This window comes from Sphingopyxis macrogoltabida (assembly GCF_001314325.1).
GTDB lineage: Bacteria > Pseudomonadota > Alphaproteobacteria > Sphingomonadales > Sphingomonadaceae > Sphingopyxis > Sphingopyxis macrogoltabida.
In genome coordinates this window covers 48,800-67,203 of the sequence record NZ_CP009430.1, presented here as the reverse complement: position 1 = coordinate 67,203, position 18,404 = coordinate 48,800, and the positions used below count along the sequence as shown (strand labels likewise).

15 protein-coding genes are annotated in these 18,404 nt (G+C 62.9%); 5 read left to right on the top strand and 10 right to left on the bottom strand.

Annotated elements, in window-relative coordinates; all coding sequences use genetic code 11:
* The first annotated feature begins 25 nt into the window (after positions 1 to 25).
* Positions 26 to 874 (top strand): SDR family NAD(P)-dependent oxidoreductase, encoded by an 849-nt coding sequence (locus LH19_RS25305; protein ID WP_082396386.1) that lies wholly within the window; start codon positions 26 to 28, stop codon positions 872 to 874.
* 7 nt (positions 875 to 881) lie between these two features.
* Here the strand turns inward: LH19_RS25305 and LH19_RS25300 are convergent, their stop codons facing one another.
* Together LH19_RS25300 and LH19_RS25295 are read right to left on the bottom strand one after the other, a co-directional pair.
* The gene (locus tag LH19_RS25300; protein ID WP_054735404.1) at positions 882 to 2,474 is read right to left on the bottom strand and encodes a GMC family oxidoreductase; all 1,593 of its coding nucleotides are present in this window, start codon (positions 2,472 to 2,474) and stop codon (positions 882 to 884) included.
* A 51-nt stretch (positions 2,475 to 2,525) separates the two neighbouring features.
* Complete coding sequence (locus LH19_RS25295; protein ID WP_158514492.1) at positions 2,526 to 3,734, bottom strand: cytochrome P450; 1,209 nt, start codon at positions 3,732 to 3,734, stop codon at positions 2,526 to 2,528.
* A 301-nt stretch (positions 3,735 to 4,035) separates the two neighbouring features.
* Here LH19_RS25295 and LH19_RS25290 point away from each other — a divergent pair, with 301 nt between their 5' ends.
* The 4 genes from LH19_RS25290 to LH19_RS25270 all read left to right on the top strand — a co-directional run bounded on the left by LH19_RS25290 (position 4,036) and on the right by LH19_RS25270 (position 9,083).
* Complete coding sequence (locus LH19_RS25290; RefSeq protein WP_082396384.1) at positions 4,036 to 5,523, top strand: aldehyde dehydrogenase family protein; 1,488 nt, start codon at positions 4,036 to 4,038, stop codon at positions 5,521 to 5,523.
* 124 nt (positions 5,524 to 5,647) lie between these two features.
* On the top strand, positions 5,648 to 6,616 hold the full coding sequence (locus tag LH19_RS28225) for an SDR family NAD(P)-dependent oxidoreductase (RefSeq protein ID WP_082396383.1): 969 nt from the start codon (positions 5,648 to 5,650) through the stop codon (positions 6,614 to 6,616).
* A 30-nt stretch (positions 6,617 to 6,646) separates the two neighbouring features.
* Positions 6,647 to 7,441: an enoyl-CoA hydratase-related protein gene (locus LH19_RS25275; RefSeq protein WP_234716236.1), complete on the top strand. Its 795-nt coding sequence runs from the start codon at positions 6,647 to 6,649 to the stop codon at positions 7,439 to 7,441.
* Positions 7,442 to 7,445: 4 nt separating this feature from the next.
* The gene (locus LH19_RS25270) at positions 7,446 to 9,083 is read left to right on the top strand and encodes an AMP-binding protein (protein WP_054734498.1); all 1,638 of its coding nucleotides are present in this window, start codon (positions 7,446 to 7,448) and stop codon (positions 9,081 to 9,083) included.
* Between the two features lie 36 nt (positions 9,084 to 9,119).
* Here LH19_RS25270 and LH19_RS25265 read toward each other — a convergent pair whose 3' ends face one another.
* The 8 genes from LH19_RS25265 to LH19_RS25230 form a co-directional block, all read right to left on the bottom strand.
* On the bottom strand, positions 9,120 to 10,079 hold the full coding sequence (locus tag LH19_RS25265) for a zinc-binding dehydrogenase (RefSeq protein WP_054734496.1): 960 nt from the start codon (positions 10,077 to 10,079) through the stop codon (positions 9,120 to 9,122).
* A 15-nt stretch (positions 10,080 to 10,094) separates the two neighbouring features.
* A complete protein-coding gene (locus LH19_RS25260; protein ID WP_054734493.1) occupies positions 10,095 to 11,057 on the bottom strand; it encodes a PDR/VanB family oxidoreductase in 963 nt (320 codons plus the stop codon).
* Between the two features lie 9 nt (positions 11,058 to 11,066).
* A complete protein-coding gene (locus LH19_RS25255; protein WP_054734490.1) occupies positions 11,067 to 11,264 on the bottom strand; it encodes a ferredoxin in 198 nt (65 codons plus the stop codon).
* Positions 11,265 to 11,274: 10 nt separating this feature from the next.
* Positions 11,275 to 12,387: a cytochrome P450 gene (locus LH19_RS25250; protein WP_234716235.1), complete on the bottom strand. Its 1,113-nt coding sequence runs from the start codon at positions 12,385 to 12,387 to the stop codon at positions 11,275 to 11,277.
* A 225-nt stretch (positions 12,388 to 12,612) separates the two neighbouring features.
* Positions 12,613 to 13,401, bottom strand: a complete 789-nt coding sequence (locus LH19_RS25245) for an SDR family NAD(P)-dependent oxidoreductase (protein ID WP_054734484.1) — start codon at positions 13,399 to 13,401, stop codon at positions 12,613 to 12,615.
* A gap of 25 nt (positions 13,402 to 13,426) precedes the next feature.
* Positions 13,427 to 14,347: an SDR family NAD(P)-dependent oxidoreductase gene (locus LH19_RS25240; protein WP_322787420.1), complete on the bottom strand. Its 921-nt coding sequence runs from the start codon at positions 14,345 to 14,347 to the stop codon at positions 13,427 to 13,429.
* Complete coding sequence (locus LH19_RS25235; RefSeq protein WP_054734479.1) at positions 14,256 to 16,349, bottom strand: 3-hydroxyacyl-CoA dehydrogenase NAD-binding domain-containing protein; 2,094 nt, start codon at positions 16,347 to 16,349, stop codon at positions 14,256 to 14,258. Before LH19_RS25235 ends, LH19_RS25240 begins: the two co-directional genes overlap by 92 nt.
* Positions 16,350 to 16,392: 43 nt before the next feature.
* Positions 16,393 to 18,201 (bottom strand): acyl-CoA dehydrogenase, encoded by a 1,809-nt coding sequence (locus LH19_RS25230; RefSeq protein WP_234716234.1) that lies wholly within the window; start codon positions 18,199 to 18,201, stop codon positions 16,393 to 16,395.
* Positions 18,202 to 18,404: the final 203 nt, after the last annotated feature.

The window sequence follows — 18,404 nt, the reverse complement described above, 5'->3', positions numbered from 1 at the left end:
GACCCGGCCAGGAAAGGAGGCCCCGTTGAATTACGAGATTCCCGAACCTCGTCCACAGGGCGAAGCTCTCCTCGAAAGAAAGATAGCGGTCGTCACCGGCGGCGGCGCCAAGGACGGGATCGGAATCGGTGCTGCGACCGCGATCCGCCTCGCAGGCGCGGGAGCCCATGTCGTCGTCGTCAACCGGAGCGCGGCGGCGGGCGAAGTGACACGATCACTGATCGAGGACTCGGGTGGGACCTGTGACGTGCTCGCGGCCGACACCTCGTCCGCCAAGGACTGCGAAGCCGTCGTCGGCACCGTTGCGGATCGCCACGGACGCATCGACATCCTCGTCAACAATGCTGCGATTTCCGACCTTGGCAAGGGCCATCTGCGCGACATGGTCGAGGAAGGCTGGGACGCGGTGATGGACGTCAATCTCAAGGGCATGATGCTGATGAGCCGCAGCGCCGTCAGGACAATGAGCGATGGTGCCTCGATCATCAATTTGTCCTCGATTGCCGCGCTGCGCCATTCGGCAAATGTTCCGCTGGCCTATGCCACGTCCAAGGGCGCGATCATGACTCTCACCAGCGCGCTGGCGTCCCAGCTTGGCGCAAGCGGAATACGGGTAAACTGTGTCGTCCCTGGCGGCGTATGGACCCCAATCGCCTGGCGCGCCTTTGCCGCTGTCATGTCGCCGGCGGAGGTCGAGACCGCCCGGGAACGGAGGCGGACGAGCGTTCCGCTCCAGAGCGAGGGCACCGCTTGGGACGTGGCCGACGCCATTCTCTTTTTCGCGTCGGACCAGTCACGCTGGATAACCGGCCAATCGCTCGTGGTCGATGGCGGCCACTGCATCAACGATCCGTCCTACGCCTATCTGAAATAGCGACTGCCTAGCCGGCAAGCACGAAACTCGCCCCGCGTTCGCCGATCATCATCGACGGCGCATTGGTATTGCCGCTGGTAATCTGAGGCATGATCGACGCATCGATGACGCGAAGTCCCCGTACCCCGCGAACGCACAATTGCGGATCGACCGCCGCCAGGTCGTCGGATCCCATTCGGCACGATCCGACCGGGTGATAGGAGGAGGACACCATGGTCCGGGCATAGTGCCGCCAGTCCTCGTCCGTCCGGCAACTTGCCTCGGGCTCGAACATGCCCTTGGTCAACGCGGCCATCGCGGGCTGGTCCATGATCCGAATGACTTCCTTCAGTCCCTTGACGATCGTCTCCAGATCGCCCGGATCTTCCAAGTAATTATAATGAATCATCGGCGTCTCGGAGGGCGACGCGCTGCGCAGCCCGACGCGGCCGCGGGTACGGGCGTCGAGCACCGTGGCCGATGCCATGAACCCGTCCTCCTTGGCGAGGTCGACTTTGAAAACACCATGTTCGTCGGCTTCACGCAAGATCGCGAAGGGAGCAAATCCGATCTGAACGTCTGGACTCGTCGCCTCGGCCTTCGCCCGCATCAGGACCTGTGCCGGGACCACCGTCTGGGACAATATCCCGCGTCCACGAAAGACAAGATCGAACAGCCCTTTCGCCATCGCCGCCGGATGCGGACGATTGAGCGTCCTGATCTTCGACTTCCAGCGCAGCATCAGAAAAGGATGGTCGTGGAGATTCTGCCCGACGCCGGGATTGTGGCTGACGAGGTCGAGATTGTGCCGTTCGATTTCGTCGCGCGGCCCGATCCCCGACAGCATTAGGAGCTTGGGGGTCGCATAGGATCCTGCGCTGATGATCACTTCTTCGCGAGCGCGGGCGGTCCGTACCTCCCCCTTATGTTCGAATTCGATACCGACCGCGCGGTCGCCTTCGAACAGGATCCGCCGCGCATAGGCATTGAGCTGTAATGTGAGCGTCTTACGCGAGGCGACACGACGGAGATATTCGCGCGAGGCCTGCGAGCGCAGGCCGCGGCGCATGTTGACCTGCATGTAGGTCGCGCCATCCTGCGTTTCTCCGTTATAGTCGTCGGCGGCCGGAAAGCCGGCCTGAAGCGAGGCTTCATAGAAAGCACGAACCGGACGCGTGCGATCCTTCTGGACGACCACGGAAATGGGCCCCTCTCCACCGCGATAGCTATCGGCGCCCCCTTCCCAGCTTTCCATTCGGCGAAAAAAGGGAAGAACGGATTGATAGTCCCATCCTTCGCATCCTTGCTTCGCCCAGCCGTCGAAGTCGGCGCGGTTACCGCGAATGAAAACGCAGGAATTGATCGAACCGCCGCCACCGAGGACCTTTCCGGCCATGACCCCCATCGGTTGATTCGACTGCGGGTTCGGCTCGATCGGATAGTCCCAGCTCGCGTCCTTATAGGCGTTGGCCGCGCCAGCCGGGATAATCACGTCGAGGCGCTTGTCGGTCCCCCCTGCCTCGAGGAGAAGCACGGTCGCACCGGCTTCCGACAAGCGGCTGGCGACGACCGAACCTGCCGCGCCGCCACCCGCAACGATATAATCGAAAATATCGGTCATCTTCACTCCGGCGATGGGGTCGGCAGGACGTTTCTTCGAGAGCGGCCGCAATCAGCGCGCGCAAATGACCGGAAGTGACATCAGGCCGCGGGCCGGCCCGTTTCGGTAATTGATCTCGGCCCCCGGCACGAGTTCGAAGACGCGGAGCTTGCTGAGCGCTTCGATCGTGAGCCGCATTTCCCGCTTGGCGAGATGCATTCCGAGGCATTTATGATAGCCGACGCCGAACGCGAGGTGCTGGCTGGCGTTGCGGCTAAGGTCGAGTACGTCTGGGTTCGGAAAAACCTCGGGATCGTGATTCGCCGAGAGCCAGTTGAGCGTCACCCTTTCGCCCTTCTTCATTGGACAACCGTGGACGACGGTATCTTCGGTCAAGGTTCGCCCTGCAGCGGGAACCGGGGAAGAAAAGCGCAGGAACTCGTCGACCGCCTTCGTGATCTGGTCGGGTGTCGCGTTGGCCATCTCCCGTCGCGCATCCGGGTTCGTGGCGAAGGTATGGATTACGGCTCCAAGGCCGTTTGCGGTTGTCTCCATGCCCGCCATGATCAGCAGCATGAGCGTTTCGATCCGCATTTCGTCGGTCACAGGGAAGTCGTCGCTCCCCATGTGCGCAATGACCCCGACCATGTCGTCGCGCTCGCCGCGGTCTTTGCGCTTCTGGATCGCGACAGCGCACCATGCCTGAAGTTTCGGGGCGAGTTCTGCCGCGCTCGCCATGTCCTTCAGCAGTCCGCGCACGATATCGATGGTGAAGCGGATTTCCTCGGGATCCTCATGCAGAAAGAGCTCGAAGAAGATGCGCGAAGGAAGCGAAAGCGCATAGGTTTCGACGAAATCGACCGGACTCGCGGCAACGGCCTCATCAATCAGCTCGTCGATGATCTTGCGAATTCCGTCTTCATGCTGTTCGAGCGCGGGCGCAAGGAAGAAGGGCGTCACTGCTTCGCGCATCTTGGTATGCAAGGGCGGGTCGGTCTCGAGGAAACCGTTGCGAAAGACCTCGAGGTCGAACTGTAAGGGAGCCGCACCGCCAGCGCTGCTGTAGAGCTTCCAGTCGAGGCCCGCCGCGCGCACATCCTTGTACCGCGTCATCAGCCAGAAGCCGCTGTCGTGCACGCTCCACCGGCCTGTGCTCCATGTCACCGGGCATTGCTCCCGAATGGCGGCGACAACCTCCGGATAGGTGTTGGCCTCGGCGGGATCGTGCGGATCCCACTGCACCTCGAACTGTCGCTCGCTGCTTTTCACTTCTGACGGCATCGGGACTCCCATCCTCGATTGAAACGCTTCGCTTCTCTGTTATCCGACAATCGTATTTTAGGATTGTAGAACCGTCAAGGGACTTGAAGGGCGGCTTAGCAGGTTGACAGCGGTTCGATTGCGTAGGATTGTCGGACAAACAACAGGAGTTTTCACGCTCTGGCTGGTAGGAGGAAGTATTTGGCGCCACACGCCTCTCTGGCCCCGTGCGCAGCTCGACCCGCCGCTACACGGCCACGACAGTTATCTTCCACTGGTTCATCCGCACCTGCAAGGATCGGCCTACGCAAGGATCAATGCTGTGACAGTTCATAAACCGATTGCGGCCGTTTCGGCCTTCCTTGGCTCCCCGCACCAGCTATTAATCGACGGCGGCTGGCGCGACGCGATTTCGGGCAAGACGTTCGATATATTCGATCCGTCCAACGGAAGCCGAATTGCCACCGTAGCAGAGGGCGACGCCGCCGACATCGACCTCGCCGTACTGGCCGCGCGACGAAGCTTCGAGGTGCGGAGCTGGCGCGGACTGCTCCCGCAGCAGCGCCGCGCGATCCTGTGGCGCTTTGCCGAGCTCATCGATGAAAATGCCGAGGAGCTCGCACAGATCGATGTCGTCAACAACGGCATGCCGCAATGGATGGCCAATGCGACAATTGCCGCCGCTTCCGATGCTCTGCGCTATTTTGCGGGACAGACGACTTCGCTTGGCGGCGCCAACCTGTCCGATTCCGTTTCGGGCGGCGACACGCTGCATCATGTCTACACGGTCCGGGAACCGATCGGTGTGGTCGGCCTTATCACGCCCTGGAACGGTCCTGCGCCAGCGTTCGTATTCAAGGTCGGCACCGCCCTTGCCGCCGGCTGTTCCTGCGTGGTCAAGCCCGCCGAGGCGACGCCGCTTTCGGCATTGCGCCTTGGCGCGCTCGCACTCGAGGCCGGAGTTCCGCCCGGCGTGTTGAACATCGTTCCCGGTTACGGACCGACCGCCGGACAGGCACTCGCCGACCATCCCCTGGTCGAGAAAATATCGTTCACTGGCTCGACCGCGGTCGGCAAGCGTATCGTTGCCGCTTCGAGCGCCAACCTGAAACGCGTGACGCTGGAGCTCGGCGGCAAGTCGCCGTGCATCATTCTCGGCGACGCCGACATTTCGAATGCCGTCCAGGCCGCTTCGATGGGCATCTTCATGAACAGCGGTCAGATGTGCATTGCCGGGTCGCGGCTCTACGCCCACCGGAAGGTCTTCGATCAGGTTGTTGCCGGCATCGCCGATATCGGCAAGGCCATGACGATTGGTAATGGGCTCGACCCCGCGACACAGATCGGACCGCTGATCTCGGAAAAGCAGCTTTCGCAGGTCGGTCGCTATATCGAGGGCGCGCGCAGCGCCGGCGCCGAAGTCGTGGCTGGCGGCGGGATGCCGGCGGGCGACGGGCATTTTGTCGAGCCGACCGTCTTCGCCAATGTAGACAGCGATATGACGATCGTGCGCGAAGAGGTTTTCGGGCCGGTTCTTGTCGTCACGCCCTTCGACGACCTCGACGATGCCGTCCGGCAGGCCAATGACACCCGCTATGGCCTGGCCGCCGGCGTCTATACCAGCGACCTCAGCCAGGCCCACCGGCTCGCGGCAAGGCTCGAGGCCGGCAACATATGGGTGAATTGCTACGGACTGCTCCATCCGATGGTTCCGTTCGGCGGCTTTAAGGAAAGCGGTTGGGGCCGCGAATTCGGCGCCGAAGGCATCGATGCCTATCTCGCGACGAAATCGGTCCGTATAAAACTCTAAAGCTCCCTCTTCCCGGCTCGTGCCACCTGAGCAAGAGACCTGCCGCCGACGCGCGGGACGGCATTCGATTCCGGACGCGCTGACGCGGTCGCGATAGCTGCACCCGGGCAATCCGCCGCGCGCCATGTCGCTGGCGACAAAAGACCGATTGCACTTCAATCTAGTTGACACGGCGTTCGATATTGTACGATTGTCGGACCAAGATACCGGCAGCGTCGATGCCGGAGTCGGTGAAGAGAAACTGGGAGCTGGCGCGCAGGTGACTGTCTCAAGACGTCTATTTGGCAAGGTCGCGATAGTAACCGGCGCAGGGGCGAAAGACGGCGTCGGCGTCGGCGCGGCGACCGCCATAACGCTCGCCAGAGAAGGATGCCGCATTGTCTTGGCCAATCGTGACCCCGAGCCCGCGCGCCGGACTGCGGCGCTCATTGATGAGGAGGGAGGCGCGTGCATCGTTGTGGCCGCGGATATCGGCAAGGCCGCCGATTGCACGCGCGTCGCTGAGCTTGCTGCAGCGACCTATCAACGCATCGATATATTGGTGAACAATGCCGCGGTGTCGGATCGCTCCGGCCTGCTCGACCTTGATATCGATCGGTGGGACGCGGTGCTCGACGTCAATCTCAAGGGAACGATGATGATGACGCGGGCTGCGGCCGCGCTCATGCCCGACGGCGGAACGGTCATAAACATCTCGTCGCGCAGCGGCGAACGTCCCCTCAAGAATGCCTTCGCTTACGCGACATCGAAAGGCGCGATCATCGCCCTGACCCGAACCTGCGCCGTCGATCTCGGGCCAAAGGGAATTCGCGTGAACGCCCTCGTGGTCGGCGGGCCGTGGACGCCGATGGCCGAACGAGCACACGCCCACCTCGACGCTTCCGCGATTGCTGCGCTGCGCGAACGGCGGCGCACGGAAGCGCCGATCAAACGCGAGGGCAGCGCGTGGGACGTTGCAAAGGCGGCGCTATTCTTTGCATCCGACGATTCCAGCTGGATTACCGGACAGGCACTCGCCGTCGATGGCGGCTATCTCCTGGTCGATCCCTCCGAAGCTGTCCGCGACGCCGCTACACATCAGGACGAAGATTGAATCTGCACTATCAGACGAGAGGAAATGGCCGTGGCCTATGACGGATATGAAACGCTCAAGATCGAGAAAGTCGACGGGATCCTGACCATCTGGATCAATCGGCCCGAACGGGGCAATGCGATGAACCCGACCATGAACAAGGAATTCCAGCGCATCTGGCTCGACATCGACGCGGATCCCGAGGTCGATGCGATCATCCTGACCGGCGTCGGTGACAAATTTTCGGTCGGCGGCGACGCACAGACGCTCAACAACCCGAAAAACTATGACCCGCTGTCGAAGAACGGCTTTCGCGGCGCCCGTCGCGCGATCAGCAACATGCTGCAGGTCGAACCGCCCATCATTTCTGCCATCAACGGCGATGCCGTCGGCCTCGGGGCGAATATCGCCCTGCTTTGCGATGTCTCGATCGCAGTGCGTTCGGCGCGGATCGGCGATCCCCACGTGCGCATGGGCGTCGTCGCAGGGGACAGCGCCTGTGTCATTTGGCCACTCCTAGTGGGCCCCAATCTCGCGAAGCAATATCTGATGACCGGCGACCTGATGACTGCCGAAAAGGCCGAGCGCATCGGCCTGATCAATGAACTGGTCGAAGACGGAGAGGCCTATGAGGCAGCGCTGAAACTCGCAAAGCGTCTCCAGCGCGGACCCAAGCTGGCGATCCGCTGGACGAAACACGCGCTTAACAAAATGATCCAGCAACAGTTCAATCTGGCGATGGATACATCGCTGGCGCTCGAGCAAATCACCCTTTTCAGCGATGATTTTCAAGAAGCTACCAATGCGTTCCTTGAAAAGCGCAAGCCCAGCTTCAAGGGGAGATGACGGCATGTCCTACGCGCAGTTGACCCGCGACGTCCGCATCCCCGAGGAACGCCGCGCGGCTTATGTCGCCGCCGGCTACTGGGATGCGGTCACCCTGACCGACCAGATCGAGCACTGGGCCAGCGCGGCTCCGGATCGCACCGCGATCGTCGACCAGCTCGGCCGCCGCCGTGCGACCTATGCGGACTTGCGCGATCATTCGTCGCGCGCCGCAGCGTTGCTAGCTACGCTCGGCGTTGTTCGCGGCGACGTCGTGGCGGTACAGATGCCGAATTGGTACGAAGCGATCGTCTTCGATCTCGCGGCCTTGCGCCTCGGCGCGGTCCTCAATCCGCTCATCCCGACCTATGGTGCCAAGGAGCTGAACCATATGATCGGGGTGGCACGCACCAAGGTCGTTGTGACACCCGAGCATTATCGCTCGGCGTCCTACGCCGAGCGGATCCGAGAGGCGACCGCCGGGCTGGAGCACAGCGTCCATCATCTCCAGGTTCCCATCCCGACCGACGATTTCAGCGGCCTGGAATCCTTGCTCGGCGATACGGAGCCGCTAGCGCTCAAGGCAACCGGCCACGCGGAAGATGTGTCGATGCTCCTCTTCACCTCCGGCACCGAATCGATGCCCAAGGCGATCCTTCACACCGAGCAGACGACGGGGTGCGGGGTGCGCGAGATGTATAAATTCCTCGGTCTGAATGCCGAAGACGTCGTCTGGATGCCAATGCCGATCGGTCACTCGACCGGTTTCAATTTCGGTGTGCGTTTCGCTTTGCATCACGGATTGAAGATCCTGCTTCAGGATCGCTGGGACGCCGCAGCCGGAATCGACCTGTGCCTGGCGGAGGGCGCAAGTCTGACCGCGGTTTCGCCGACGCACCTGCTCGACATGCTCGGCGTCCTCGGCGATGCACCCAAGGACTTGTCGCAGCTTCGCTATTTTGGTTGCGCCGGCGCGCCGATTCCCGACGGCGTCGTCGAAAAGGCCGAAGCATTCGGCATCACGGTCCTGCGCGGTTATGGGTCGACCGAAGCCCTGCCTATCGCGAAGGGTGCACCGAACTTGCCCGCAACGCTTCGCGCGAAGACCGACGGCCAGGTCATGCCCAGTGTCGAAATCCAGCTTCGCGACGACTCTGGCGCTGTGGTCGACGGACGCGAAGGCGGAGAAATCTTCTCGCGCAGCCCGCAAAGCTGCGTCGGCTTCGCACCCGCGCCCGATGGCTCGCCGCAGGGCAATATCAGCGACGACGGCTGGATCCGGAGCGGCGATCTCGGCGTGCTCGACGACAATCGCTGCCTGACGATCGTGGGGAGAAAGAAGGAAATCATCATCCGCGGCGGAATGAATGTCGCGCCGCGCGAAATCGAGGAATCGCTCCTTAAACACCCGGCGATCGAAAAGGCTGCCGTCATTGGGCTGGCCGATGCGCGCCTGGGGGAGTCTGTCTGCGCCTGCATCGTGACGCACGATGACGGAACCGATTTTGCGTCGGTAATAAACCATCTGAAGGCGCTGGACATTGCCGGCTACAAGCTGCCCACGCGTGTCGAGATCTTCGATGCCTTTCCGATGACCGATACCGGGAAGATCAAAAAGCCCGAACTGGCGACCTTGGTTCTCGGTCGCGACCGGCAAAACTGACCGGAGTCGGCGGCGGTCGCTGCCGATACAAGACGTTCAGGGATATTCGGCCACGAGGCGGCCTTCGAGAGCGCCGCGCGCGAGACGATCGAGACCGGCGGGAATATCGTCGAACCCGATAGTTTCGATCGTCGGGTTAAGCTGCCCCGACGCAATCAGCGCATAGACGGCGGCGATGTCGTCGCCCGTGCCGCCGAGCGATCCCACCAGTTCGACGGCCTTGAGCGTCAATGCATGGATCGAGATGGTTGCGTCCCGAACGGCTTGGCCGACTTGTACCACCCGGCCTTCGGACCGAACCGCTTCGATCGCGCCGGCCGTGGTCGACCCGCGGCCCGCGAAGTCGCAGATCACGTCGAGGCGAAGCGGCGCCATCTCGAGCACATCTGCGAAACAATCTGAGATCCCGATCGATCGTGCCTTCGGCCACAAAGCTTCCTTCGGCTCGGCCGCGTAGACCTCGGCTCCGAGGATGATGGCGATCCGCGCCGCAAGCAGGCCGAGGCCACCGAGACCGACAATGCCGACCTTCATGCCGGGTCCGACGCGGCCTGCGACCTTGACGGCGTGATAGGCGGTCATTCCGGCATCGGTCCCCGCCGCGGCCTGTGCGAAACTCACACCCTTGGGGATGGGCACCAGAAAACCCGTCTTGCCGATCACCGAACCAGCGAAGCCGCCGTCGCGCGAGACGCCGGGCGTATCGATTTCCCCCCGCATCGCGGCGGCGCGATCAAATGCCAGCCCGACCGGATCTCCGATCGCGACGTCTTCAACACCCGGCCCGATTTGTAGCACGACACCGGCGATCTCGTGGCCCAGGACGAGCGGGCTCTTGCTCGTCACGTCAAGGACGCCCTTCATGATCGAGACGTCACTGTGGCAGAGTCCCGCGGCTCTAACTTCGACGAGTACCTCGCCCTCGCCGGGGACCGGGACGTCGATGTCGACGCGTTCAAGCGGATGCCCCGGGCCGAGGAAATGCCAGGCCTTCACGCCCGAAGGTCCACCTCAAAGATCCAGAACGAGCGTGTCGGAATTGGATCCCGAACAACAGATCATCATCTTGTTGTTCGCTTCGCGCTCGCGCGGAGTAAGGCAGGAATCGTGATGGTCGGGCAGTCCGGAAATGATGCGGGTCTCGCACTCGCCGCAAGTTCCCTCCATGCAAGAGAAGGGAACATCGACCCCCGCCTCAATCGCCATGTCGAGGATCGTCTTACCCTCCTCAACGAAGAATTCAATGCCGGAGCGTTCGAGCTTGACGGTAAAGCCCCCGGCCGTCGATGGCGCCTCCTTGGGTGTGAAATATTCGACATGGACAAGTTCGGGTGCAAGATGCGCCGTCGCGCTCTCGAAGGCCGCCAGCATCGGCAGCGGGCCGCAGCAATAAAAATGGGTTCCGGCCGGCGCTGCCGCCACGAGCTGAGCGATGTCGAGCATTTTTCCGCCGGGCTCGCCATCGAAGTTGAAGTGAAGGTTCATTTTCACCTTCTCCTTCAGGTCGACCAGAGTTTCGATAAAGGCCGCTTGTCGACGGGTCCGCGCGCAATAAACGAGCTGCCAGGATCGTCCGAGCGATTGCAGCCGCTGCGCCATGCACCAGAGCGGTGTAACACCGATGCCGCCAGCAATGAAAATGCTGTGCGCAGCCGCTTCGTCGAGCGGAAAATTGTTGCGTGGCTCGCTGATCGCAAAAGCATCGCCGGGCATCAGCTTTTCGTGCATGAATCGCGAACCGCCGCGCGAGGCCACATCGTTCGCAACGGTGATCACGTAGCGGGTGGTTTCCCCTTCCGGATTGCTCAGCGAATAACTGCGCACGAGCCCGTTGGGCAGGTGCACGTCGATATGCGCTCCTGCGGTAAACGGTGGAAGCGGCTCGCCCCCAAGCCGCGGGCGCAGTTCGTAGGAATTAATTCCCTCGGCCTCGCGGATGACGGCCCGAACCTCTACTTCGATCAATCTGGACATGGAGCGCGGTCAGCCTTCTGAAACGCTGATCGCCTGAGCCGGACAGATTTTGACCGCCTTGGCGACATCTTCGGCTTCGGAATCCCCGGGCGTCTCGTCGAGGAGGATGACGACGCCGTCCTCTTCGCGCTGGCTGAAAACCTTGGGCGCGAGCTGCGCGCAGTTGCCGGCTCCGATGCAATTATGCTGATCCACCTTGATCTTCATGTCGCTCTCCTCACCAGGTCATCGGCAGTTCGTGGACACCATAGACCAGCGCATCATAATCGAAGCGGATCTCTTCCATCGGCACGGCCAGTTGGAGCGTCGGGATCCGGCGAAAGAGCGTCGCCAGTGCTATCTGCACTTCGACCCGGACCAGTGGCTGGCCGAGGCACTGGTGCGTGCCGAAACCGAAGCCGAGATGATGGCGCGCGTCGCGGTCGATATCGAACTTGTCGGGGTCTTCGAATGCTGTCTCATCGCGATCGGCAATCATTTGCGCGGCGATGACCCCTTCACCGGCGCGAATGAGCTGGCCGCCGACCTCGACATCCTCCAAGGCCACCCTCCGGCGACCGAGGTGCGGCACGTCGAGGAAACGCAATATTTCCTCGACGCCCTTAGCGACCACTTCGTCATCGCCGTTGCGAAATTTCTCAAGCTGATCGGGATGTTGCAGCAGCAGGATCGTCGCGAGGCAAATCGTGTTTGACGTGGTGTCATGCCCTGCGATCAACAACATGACGCACAGGTCGGCGACTTCCGACGCGGTCAGAAGGCCTTCCTTGACCTGCTGCGTCGCCATCCGGCTCAGAATGTCCTCGGTTGGCGTAACGACCTTCTTTTCGACCAGGTCGCGGAGGAATCCGCGCAGCGCATCCATCGACTCGCCGATTTCCTCTGATGTCGAACCCGTCTTCACCAGCCGGTCGCTATGGTGCTGGAAAAACTCCGAATCCTCATAAGCGACTCCAAGCAGTTCGCAGATCACGATCGACGGAATCTTGAGGGCAAAGGCTTCCCAAAGATCGACGGGCTTGGGCATTTCGAGCATCGCGTCGATGGCCTCGTCGACCAGTTGCTGAACGCGCGGCCGCCAACCCTCGATCTGCGCGATGCGAAAATCGGCGCTCTGCATCCGCCGCAGCTCATTGTGAACAGGGTTGTCGAGTGCGAAGATATTGGGTTTGAGGTCGCGGCGCGTTGCCCCCTGCCCTGCGCTCATCGGCGGCCAGCCCGGATGGTGGGGATTAACGCTGAACCGCTGATCGCGAAGTACGAAGCGCACATCGTCATAACGGGTCACGAGCCAGGCTTCGCGGCCATCCCAGATGCGTACTTTCGACACCGGCGTCTCTTGCTGAATCCGCTTGAGCTCCGGCGGCGGGCTGAACGGACACTTTGAATCGCGCGGCATCGGAAAATATGGAAGCTCGGTTGCGGTGTTGCTCATCTCATCCCTCTTCGGTTTGGCTTGCTTGGCCTAGCCAAATTTTATTGTCGGACATTCCTACTGACCTACCAAAATTTGTCAACCGCCATCGCAGCGGCGGGCAGGCCTTGCCGGCCCCTTTTACATGACCTCGCCGCCCGAAACCGCTAGGCACTGGCCGGTGATTCCCCTCGCATCCTCGGTGCAGAGCCAAGCTACCGTCGCGGCCACTTCTGCCGGCTGGATTAACCGCTGTTGCGGGCTGAATTTCTCGAAGGTGGCGCGCGCCTCCACTTCGCTGCGGCCTGTCCGCGCAACGACGTCGGCTATCCCCTGCTGAACCATTTCGGTCTCGGTATAACCAGGGCAAACCGCGTTGACGGTGACACCTTGCCGAGCGACTTCGAGCGCAAGCGAGCGGGTCATTCCGACGACCCCGTGTTTGGCCGCCACATAGCCCGCCACGAACGGATAGCCACGCTGCCCCGCGGTGCTCGCGATGGTGATGATCCGGCCCCAGCCGGCCGATTGCATTTGCGGCACGACTTGCTGCGCACAATAGAAGGGGCCCGACAGGTTGACGTCGAGCATACGCTTCCACAGATCGGGGCTGGTCTGGGCAAATGGAGAGCTGCCGGCCTGGCCGGCGTTGCTGACGAGGATATCCACGGGTCCATGCGCCGAGACGGCCGTCTCGAACGCATCGCGGACAGCATCGACATCGGAGACATCGACCGTGACCGGCCGGGCATCGGGCAGATCGCTCGCTAGCTCGGCTAGCGGTGCCAGCTGGCGGCCCATCAGGGTGACCCGCATTCCCTGCCCGGCCAGCCGGCGGGCGATCGCCGCTCCAATTCCTTGTCCGGCACCGGTGATGACGGCATGGCGACGCGGATGACCTTCGCCCGTGCGCCCCGACAGGTCGCTCATCTTTGCATCTCCGCTCGTTTCATCGTCACATCCAGCTCAATAGCTGGCCGCCATCCACCGGTATGACCGCACCGGTCATATAGCTGCTGGCATCGGAGGCAAGCAGCAGCGTGGCCCCGTCAAGTTGCTCGACCTCGCCGATCGCCCGCATCGGAATGCGCTTCAACAGGCTCTCCTCGAACCCCTTTTCCTCGAACGTCTGGTGCATTTCGGTCCGGATATTGCCGGGGCAAAGGGCGTTCACCCTGACTCCGCGATGGGCGAGCTCGAGCGCCATGATGCGCGTAAGGTGGATCAGGCCGGCCTTGGACGCGCCGTAGCTTGATAGCTGGCCGCCTGCGCGCAAGCCGGAGGTCGAGGCGACATTGATGATGGACCCCGACCGCCGCGCCGCCATTCGCTTGGCGCCCTCCTGCGCCACGAGAAAGGCGCCGGTGAGATTGGTGTCGATGATGCGCGCGACCTCGGCGGCCTTCTGCGCGACGAAACGCTCGGCATAGAGAATGCCCGCATTGTTGAACAATATGTCGATCGGCTGGCCAAGCTGGGACTCGGCCCAGTCCATCGCCTCGGCGATAGTCTCGGGCCGCGTGACATCCAGCGCGACCGCATTCGCGGTATAGCCAGCCTTGCGAAGTCGACCCACTTCAGAATGCAGTCGGTCGACCCGGCGCGCGGCGAGGGTGACGGCGGCACCGGCCTCGGCAAGACGCTGCGCGGTGTGCAAACCAATGCCGCTCGAGGCGCCCGATACGAATGCAGCCTTGCCGCTTAAATCGAAAAGTGCCGCAATCGCCGGTTTTGTTTTCAAGTCCTGCACCTCATGATCCTCTCGCTCGGGAAATCGCCGGCCCTCAATTGAGGGCCGGGTCGGCATCGATTGCCTGTAGATTGAACCAGCCGCTCGGCGTCCAATAACCGAAGCGGTTGCCGCGAGCCGCTGCATAGTGGGAGAGCCGGTCGACGATCCGGTCGTGCCCCATCGCCTCCGCCATATGCATCGGGCCGCCGAGGTAGGAGGGAAAGCCGTAGCCATTGACCCAGACGAGATCGACATCGCCCGGCCGATAGGCGATGCCCTCGTCGAGAATGCGCGCGCCTTCGTTGACAAGCGGCAAAAGGCACCGCTCAACGATCTCGGCGTCGGCGATATCCGTGCGCTGGGTGATGTTATGATCCGCGGCAAGTTGCCGGGATATCTCGGCGACCGCGGGGTCCTCGACGGGCACGCGACCATCGTAGTGATAATAGCCCGAGCCGCTCTTCTGTCCGAGCCGTCCGAGATCGAACAGCCTACGCACGACCATGCGGTAATCGGGATCGGGAGGCAATATGCCCGATTTCTCCTGCTCGAGGACGACCTTCGCCGCGACATCCACGCCGGCGAGATCGATCATCCTGCAAGGCCCCATTGCCATGCCGGCAGCTTCGACCGCCTTGTCGATCTGTGCGGGCGACGCGCCTTCCAGTAATAAGGCTTCGGTTTCGCGCAAATAGCCCTCGAGCATCCGGTTGCCGATGAAACCGAAGCAGACACCCGAAACCACCGGCACCTTTCCGATCCGCTTGGCGAGCGCCAGAACCGTTGCGAGAACGTTGGGATCGGTATCATCGCCGCGCACGATTTCGAGCAGCTTCATGATGTTTGCGGGGCTGAAGAAGTGCATCCCGACAAAGCTACCGGCCCTGCCCGACGCCTCCGCGAGCAGGTTGACGTCGAGCGAGGAAGTATTGGTCGCGACGATCGCCTCGGGCTTGCAGATTTCGCCGAGCCGTGCGCAGATCGCCCGTTTCACGTCCATATCCTCGAACGCAGCTTCGATCACGAGGTCGCAGTCGGCGATGTCGCGATCGTCCAGGGTGCCCACGATCCGGTCGCGGCGCGCCTCCGCCTCGGCGGGCGCAATCCTGCCCTTCGCCGCGGCGGCGGCATAATGACGCGCGACCAGATCGAGCCCGCGATCGAGCCCCGCTGCGGCGGCATCGACCATCGTCACCGGGATTCCCGCATCGGCGAAGCACATCGCAATGCCGCTGCCCATGGTTCCGGCACCGATGATACCGACCGATTCGATTGCGCGCGCCTGAACATGAGGCGGCAGGCCGGGAATGCGCGCGGCTTCGCGCTCGGCAAAGAAGAGGTGCCGGAGCGCCCGCGACGCGGCCGACGCCTTGCACCGTTCGAAGGCATCGCGTTCGAAGTCCAGCGCCGCCTCGAACGACTGCCGGGCTCCGGCTTCGACACAATCGACAATCGCGTGGGCGGCCATCCCGCCACGCGCCGGGTCGGGCAGATTTGCGCGTCGCGCCGCGGCCACCTCTCCGGTATCGTCGGCCATAGCCATGCGCGCCGCCTGCGGCCAAGGCGCGCCGGCACGGGCGAGATCGCACGCCAGCATGAAGGCGGCGTGCGTCGCGTCCGCATCCGCAAGCCGGTCGACGAGACCGAGCGCAAGCGCCTCGGTGGCATCAACTGCGCGGCCGCTCAGCATCATGTCAAGCGCGGGCGCCGGTCCGATCAGACGCGGGAGCCGCTGCGTGCCGCCCGAGCCCGGGATAACGCCGAGTTTGACTTCGGGCAGGCCCAGTCTTGCCGCAGGATCGGCAACGCGGCCGTGGCAGGCAAGCGCGAGTTCGAGCCCTCCCCCGAGCACCGCCCCGTGCAGAAGCGCCACCACCGGAATGTGCGATTGCTCGATAAGCGCGTGGACTGCGTTCGGGTCGGGCCGCGGCAGCGCATCGAGATCAAATTCGGCGATGTCCGCACCGGCCATGAAAGCGCGGCCGGCGCCGCGAAGAATGATGGCCATCGCATCGGACCGCGCAGCCGCTTCGAACGCTTCGACGAGGCCTGCACGCACCGCCTGCGACGAGACGTTGAGCGGCGGATTGTCGATCTCGACGATGAGCGCCGGGCCTTCCCTGCGATAGCTTACGATTTTCGGCATGAAGCTTGTCCTGCAGCTGGAAATGGGTGGAAAGAAGAACGAGTCAGAACCAGGCGTCGCGCATCTCGAGCGCGGCGGGGTTGCGCGTTGCAACCACGTCCAGCCAGGCATCGACCTTCGGCAGCTCGAAGCCGAAGAAATAGCGCGCTGCCTGAAGCTTGCCGCGAAGGAGGTCGGCCCGGTCGGCGGCCGCATCGGGCAGGCCCGCAAGCGCAGCCCGCGCGACATCGAGCCAGATCCAGGCCATGGTGACATGGCCGAAGGCCTGAAGGTAGGGCGTAGCGTTCGCGAGCGCGGACTGCGGATCGTCGTCGATCCAGGCGTCCTGCGTCGCGCGCACCACCCGATCCGCAGCGGCATCGACGGCGGCAGCGTGGTCGGCGAGGAGCTGGAACCGCCCCGCCTTGAAGCAGGCGTCGCGGATCGTCTCGCGCCAGAGCTTCAGCGCGGCGCCGTCGTCCATGATCGCCTTGCGGCCGAGCAGGTCGAGCCCCTGAATTCCGTGCGTGCCTTCGTGAATCATATTCAGGCGGTTATCGCGCCAAAATTGCTCGACCGGAAAATCGCGCGTGTAGCCATAGCCACCGAAGATCTGGATCGCGAGATTATTCCCCTCAAGGCACCATTCGCTCGGCCAGCTCTTGGCGATAGGGGTAAGGATTTCGAGAAGGGTTGTGGCGCGCGCAACCGTGACCGGATCGGGATCGTGGCGGACCGCATCGACGAGCTTTCCGCAATAGAGCCCAAGGGCGAGGCCGCCTTCGGCATAGGCCTTCTGCGCGAGCAGCATTCGCTTCACATCGGCATGTTCGATAATCGGCACCTGCGGCGCCGTCGCATCCTTGCCGCCCTCGCGGCGGGGCCGTCCTTGCGGGCGCTCGCGGGCGTAGCCGAGCGATGCCGCATAGCCCGCGAAGCCCAGCATCGTCGCTCCCAACCCGACGTTGATCCGGGCCTCGTTCATCATGTGGAACATATATGCGAGGCCCCGGCCCGGCTCGCCGATGCGGTAGCCGATGGCACCAGCGCTCGGCGTGCCAGCGTCGGTCGACGCAAGCGGCCGCATGCCTTCGCCGAAGTTCAGCAAGGTGTTGACGGTGCCGCGATAGCCCATTTTGTGGTTGAGACCCGCAAGCGCGATGTCGTTGCGGGGGCCGACGGGCTCTCCCGCCCGATCGACCATTGTCCTGGGAACGACAAAGAGCGAGATGCCGCGCACGCCGGGACCTGTCGAACCATCGCGCGCGGCGATTTTCGCGAGCACCAGGTGGACGATATTGCCGGCGAGGTCGTGCTCGCCGCCGGATATCCACATCTTGTTCCCGCGGATCCGGTATCGCGGCCCAAGCGGATCCGCTTCGAAATCGTCGCCGTCGGCGACAGCGCGCGTGACGATGTCGGCGAGGCTCGAACCGGCCTGCGGCTCGCTCAGACACATGGTTCCAAGGGCAGCCCCGCAGAGCTGCGGATGCGCGAAGGCTTGGCGCTGCGCGGGGGTCCCGTGCGCCATCAACAGGTTGGCGTTCGCCGCCGTCAGCATGCCGTAGGCGCTGAGTCCGATGCTTGCCATGTGGAAAAAACTGTTGGCCGCCATTTCGACAAGATAGGGCAGCTGCATGCCCCCAAGATCATAGTCGTGCCCGGCCGCGATGAGGCCGGCAGCGGCGTGCGCCTCTACCGCCGCAGCGGTCGCCTCGGGTAAATGCACATGCTCGCCGTCGAAGGTCGGTTCGGACACGTCGACCAGCCGGTTAAACGGCGCGAAGCGCTCGTCCGCGATGCGCTCGGCAGTGTCGAGGACCGCATCGAATGTCTCCCGTGAATGGTCGGAGTAGCGCGGGTAGGCGCTCAAGTCGGCAGCCAACAGCCAATCGAACAGGAAAAAGTCCAATGTCGCTCTCGGCACCCACCGCTCCCCTCGTCATTCAAACCGGTCGCAAACCGCAGCGACCCAGTCGCCCATTTGCCCCATTGTAGTATTGTCCGACACAAATGCAAGACCGCGAACTTGACAGTTGCGCACCAATGACCGATTGTCGGACAATAAGCCCGCTC

Excerpts from the sequence above, each read along its gene's own strand:
- LH19_RS25300 (WP_054735404.1), bottom strand. The coding sequence starts at position 2,474 with ATGACCGATATTTTCGATTATATCGTTGCGGGTGGCGGCGCGGCAGGT.
- LH19_RS25295 (WP_158514492.1), bottom strand. The coding sequence starts at position 3,734 with ATGCCGTCAGAAGTGAAAAGCAGCGAGCGACAGTTCGAGGTGCAGTGG.
- LH19_RS28225 (WP_082396383.1), top strand. The coding sequence starts at position 5,648 with ATGTCGCTGGCGACAAAAGACCGATTGCACTTCAATCTAGTTGACACG.
- LH19_RS25270 (WP_054734498.1), top strand. The coding sequence starts at position 7,446 with ATGTCCTACGCGCAGTTGACCCGCGACGTCCGCATCCCCGAGGAACGC.
- LH19_RS25260 (WP_054734493.1), bottom strand. The coding sequence starts at position 11,057 with ATGTCCAGATTGATCGAAGTAGAGGTTCGGGCCGTCATCCGCGAGGCC.
- LH19_RS25255 (WP_054734490.1), bottom strand. The coding sequence starts at position 11,264 with ATGAAGATCAAGGTGGATCAGCATAATTGCATCGGAGCCGGCAACTGC.
- LH19_RS25245 (WP_054734484.1), bottom strand. The coding sequence starts at position 13,401 with ATGAGCGACCTGTCGGGGCGCACGGGCGAAGGTCATCCGCGTCGCCAT.
- LH19_RS25240 (WP_322787420.1), bottom strand. The coding sequence starts at position 14,347 with ATGCAGCGGCTCGCGGCAACCGCTTCGGTTATTGGACGCCGAGCGGCT.
- LH19_RS25235 (WP_054734479.1), bottom strand. The coding sequence starts at position 16,349 with ATGCCGAAAATCGTAAGCTATCGCAGGGAAGGCCCGGCGCTCATCGTC.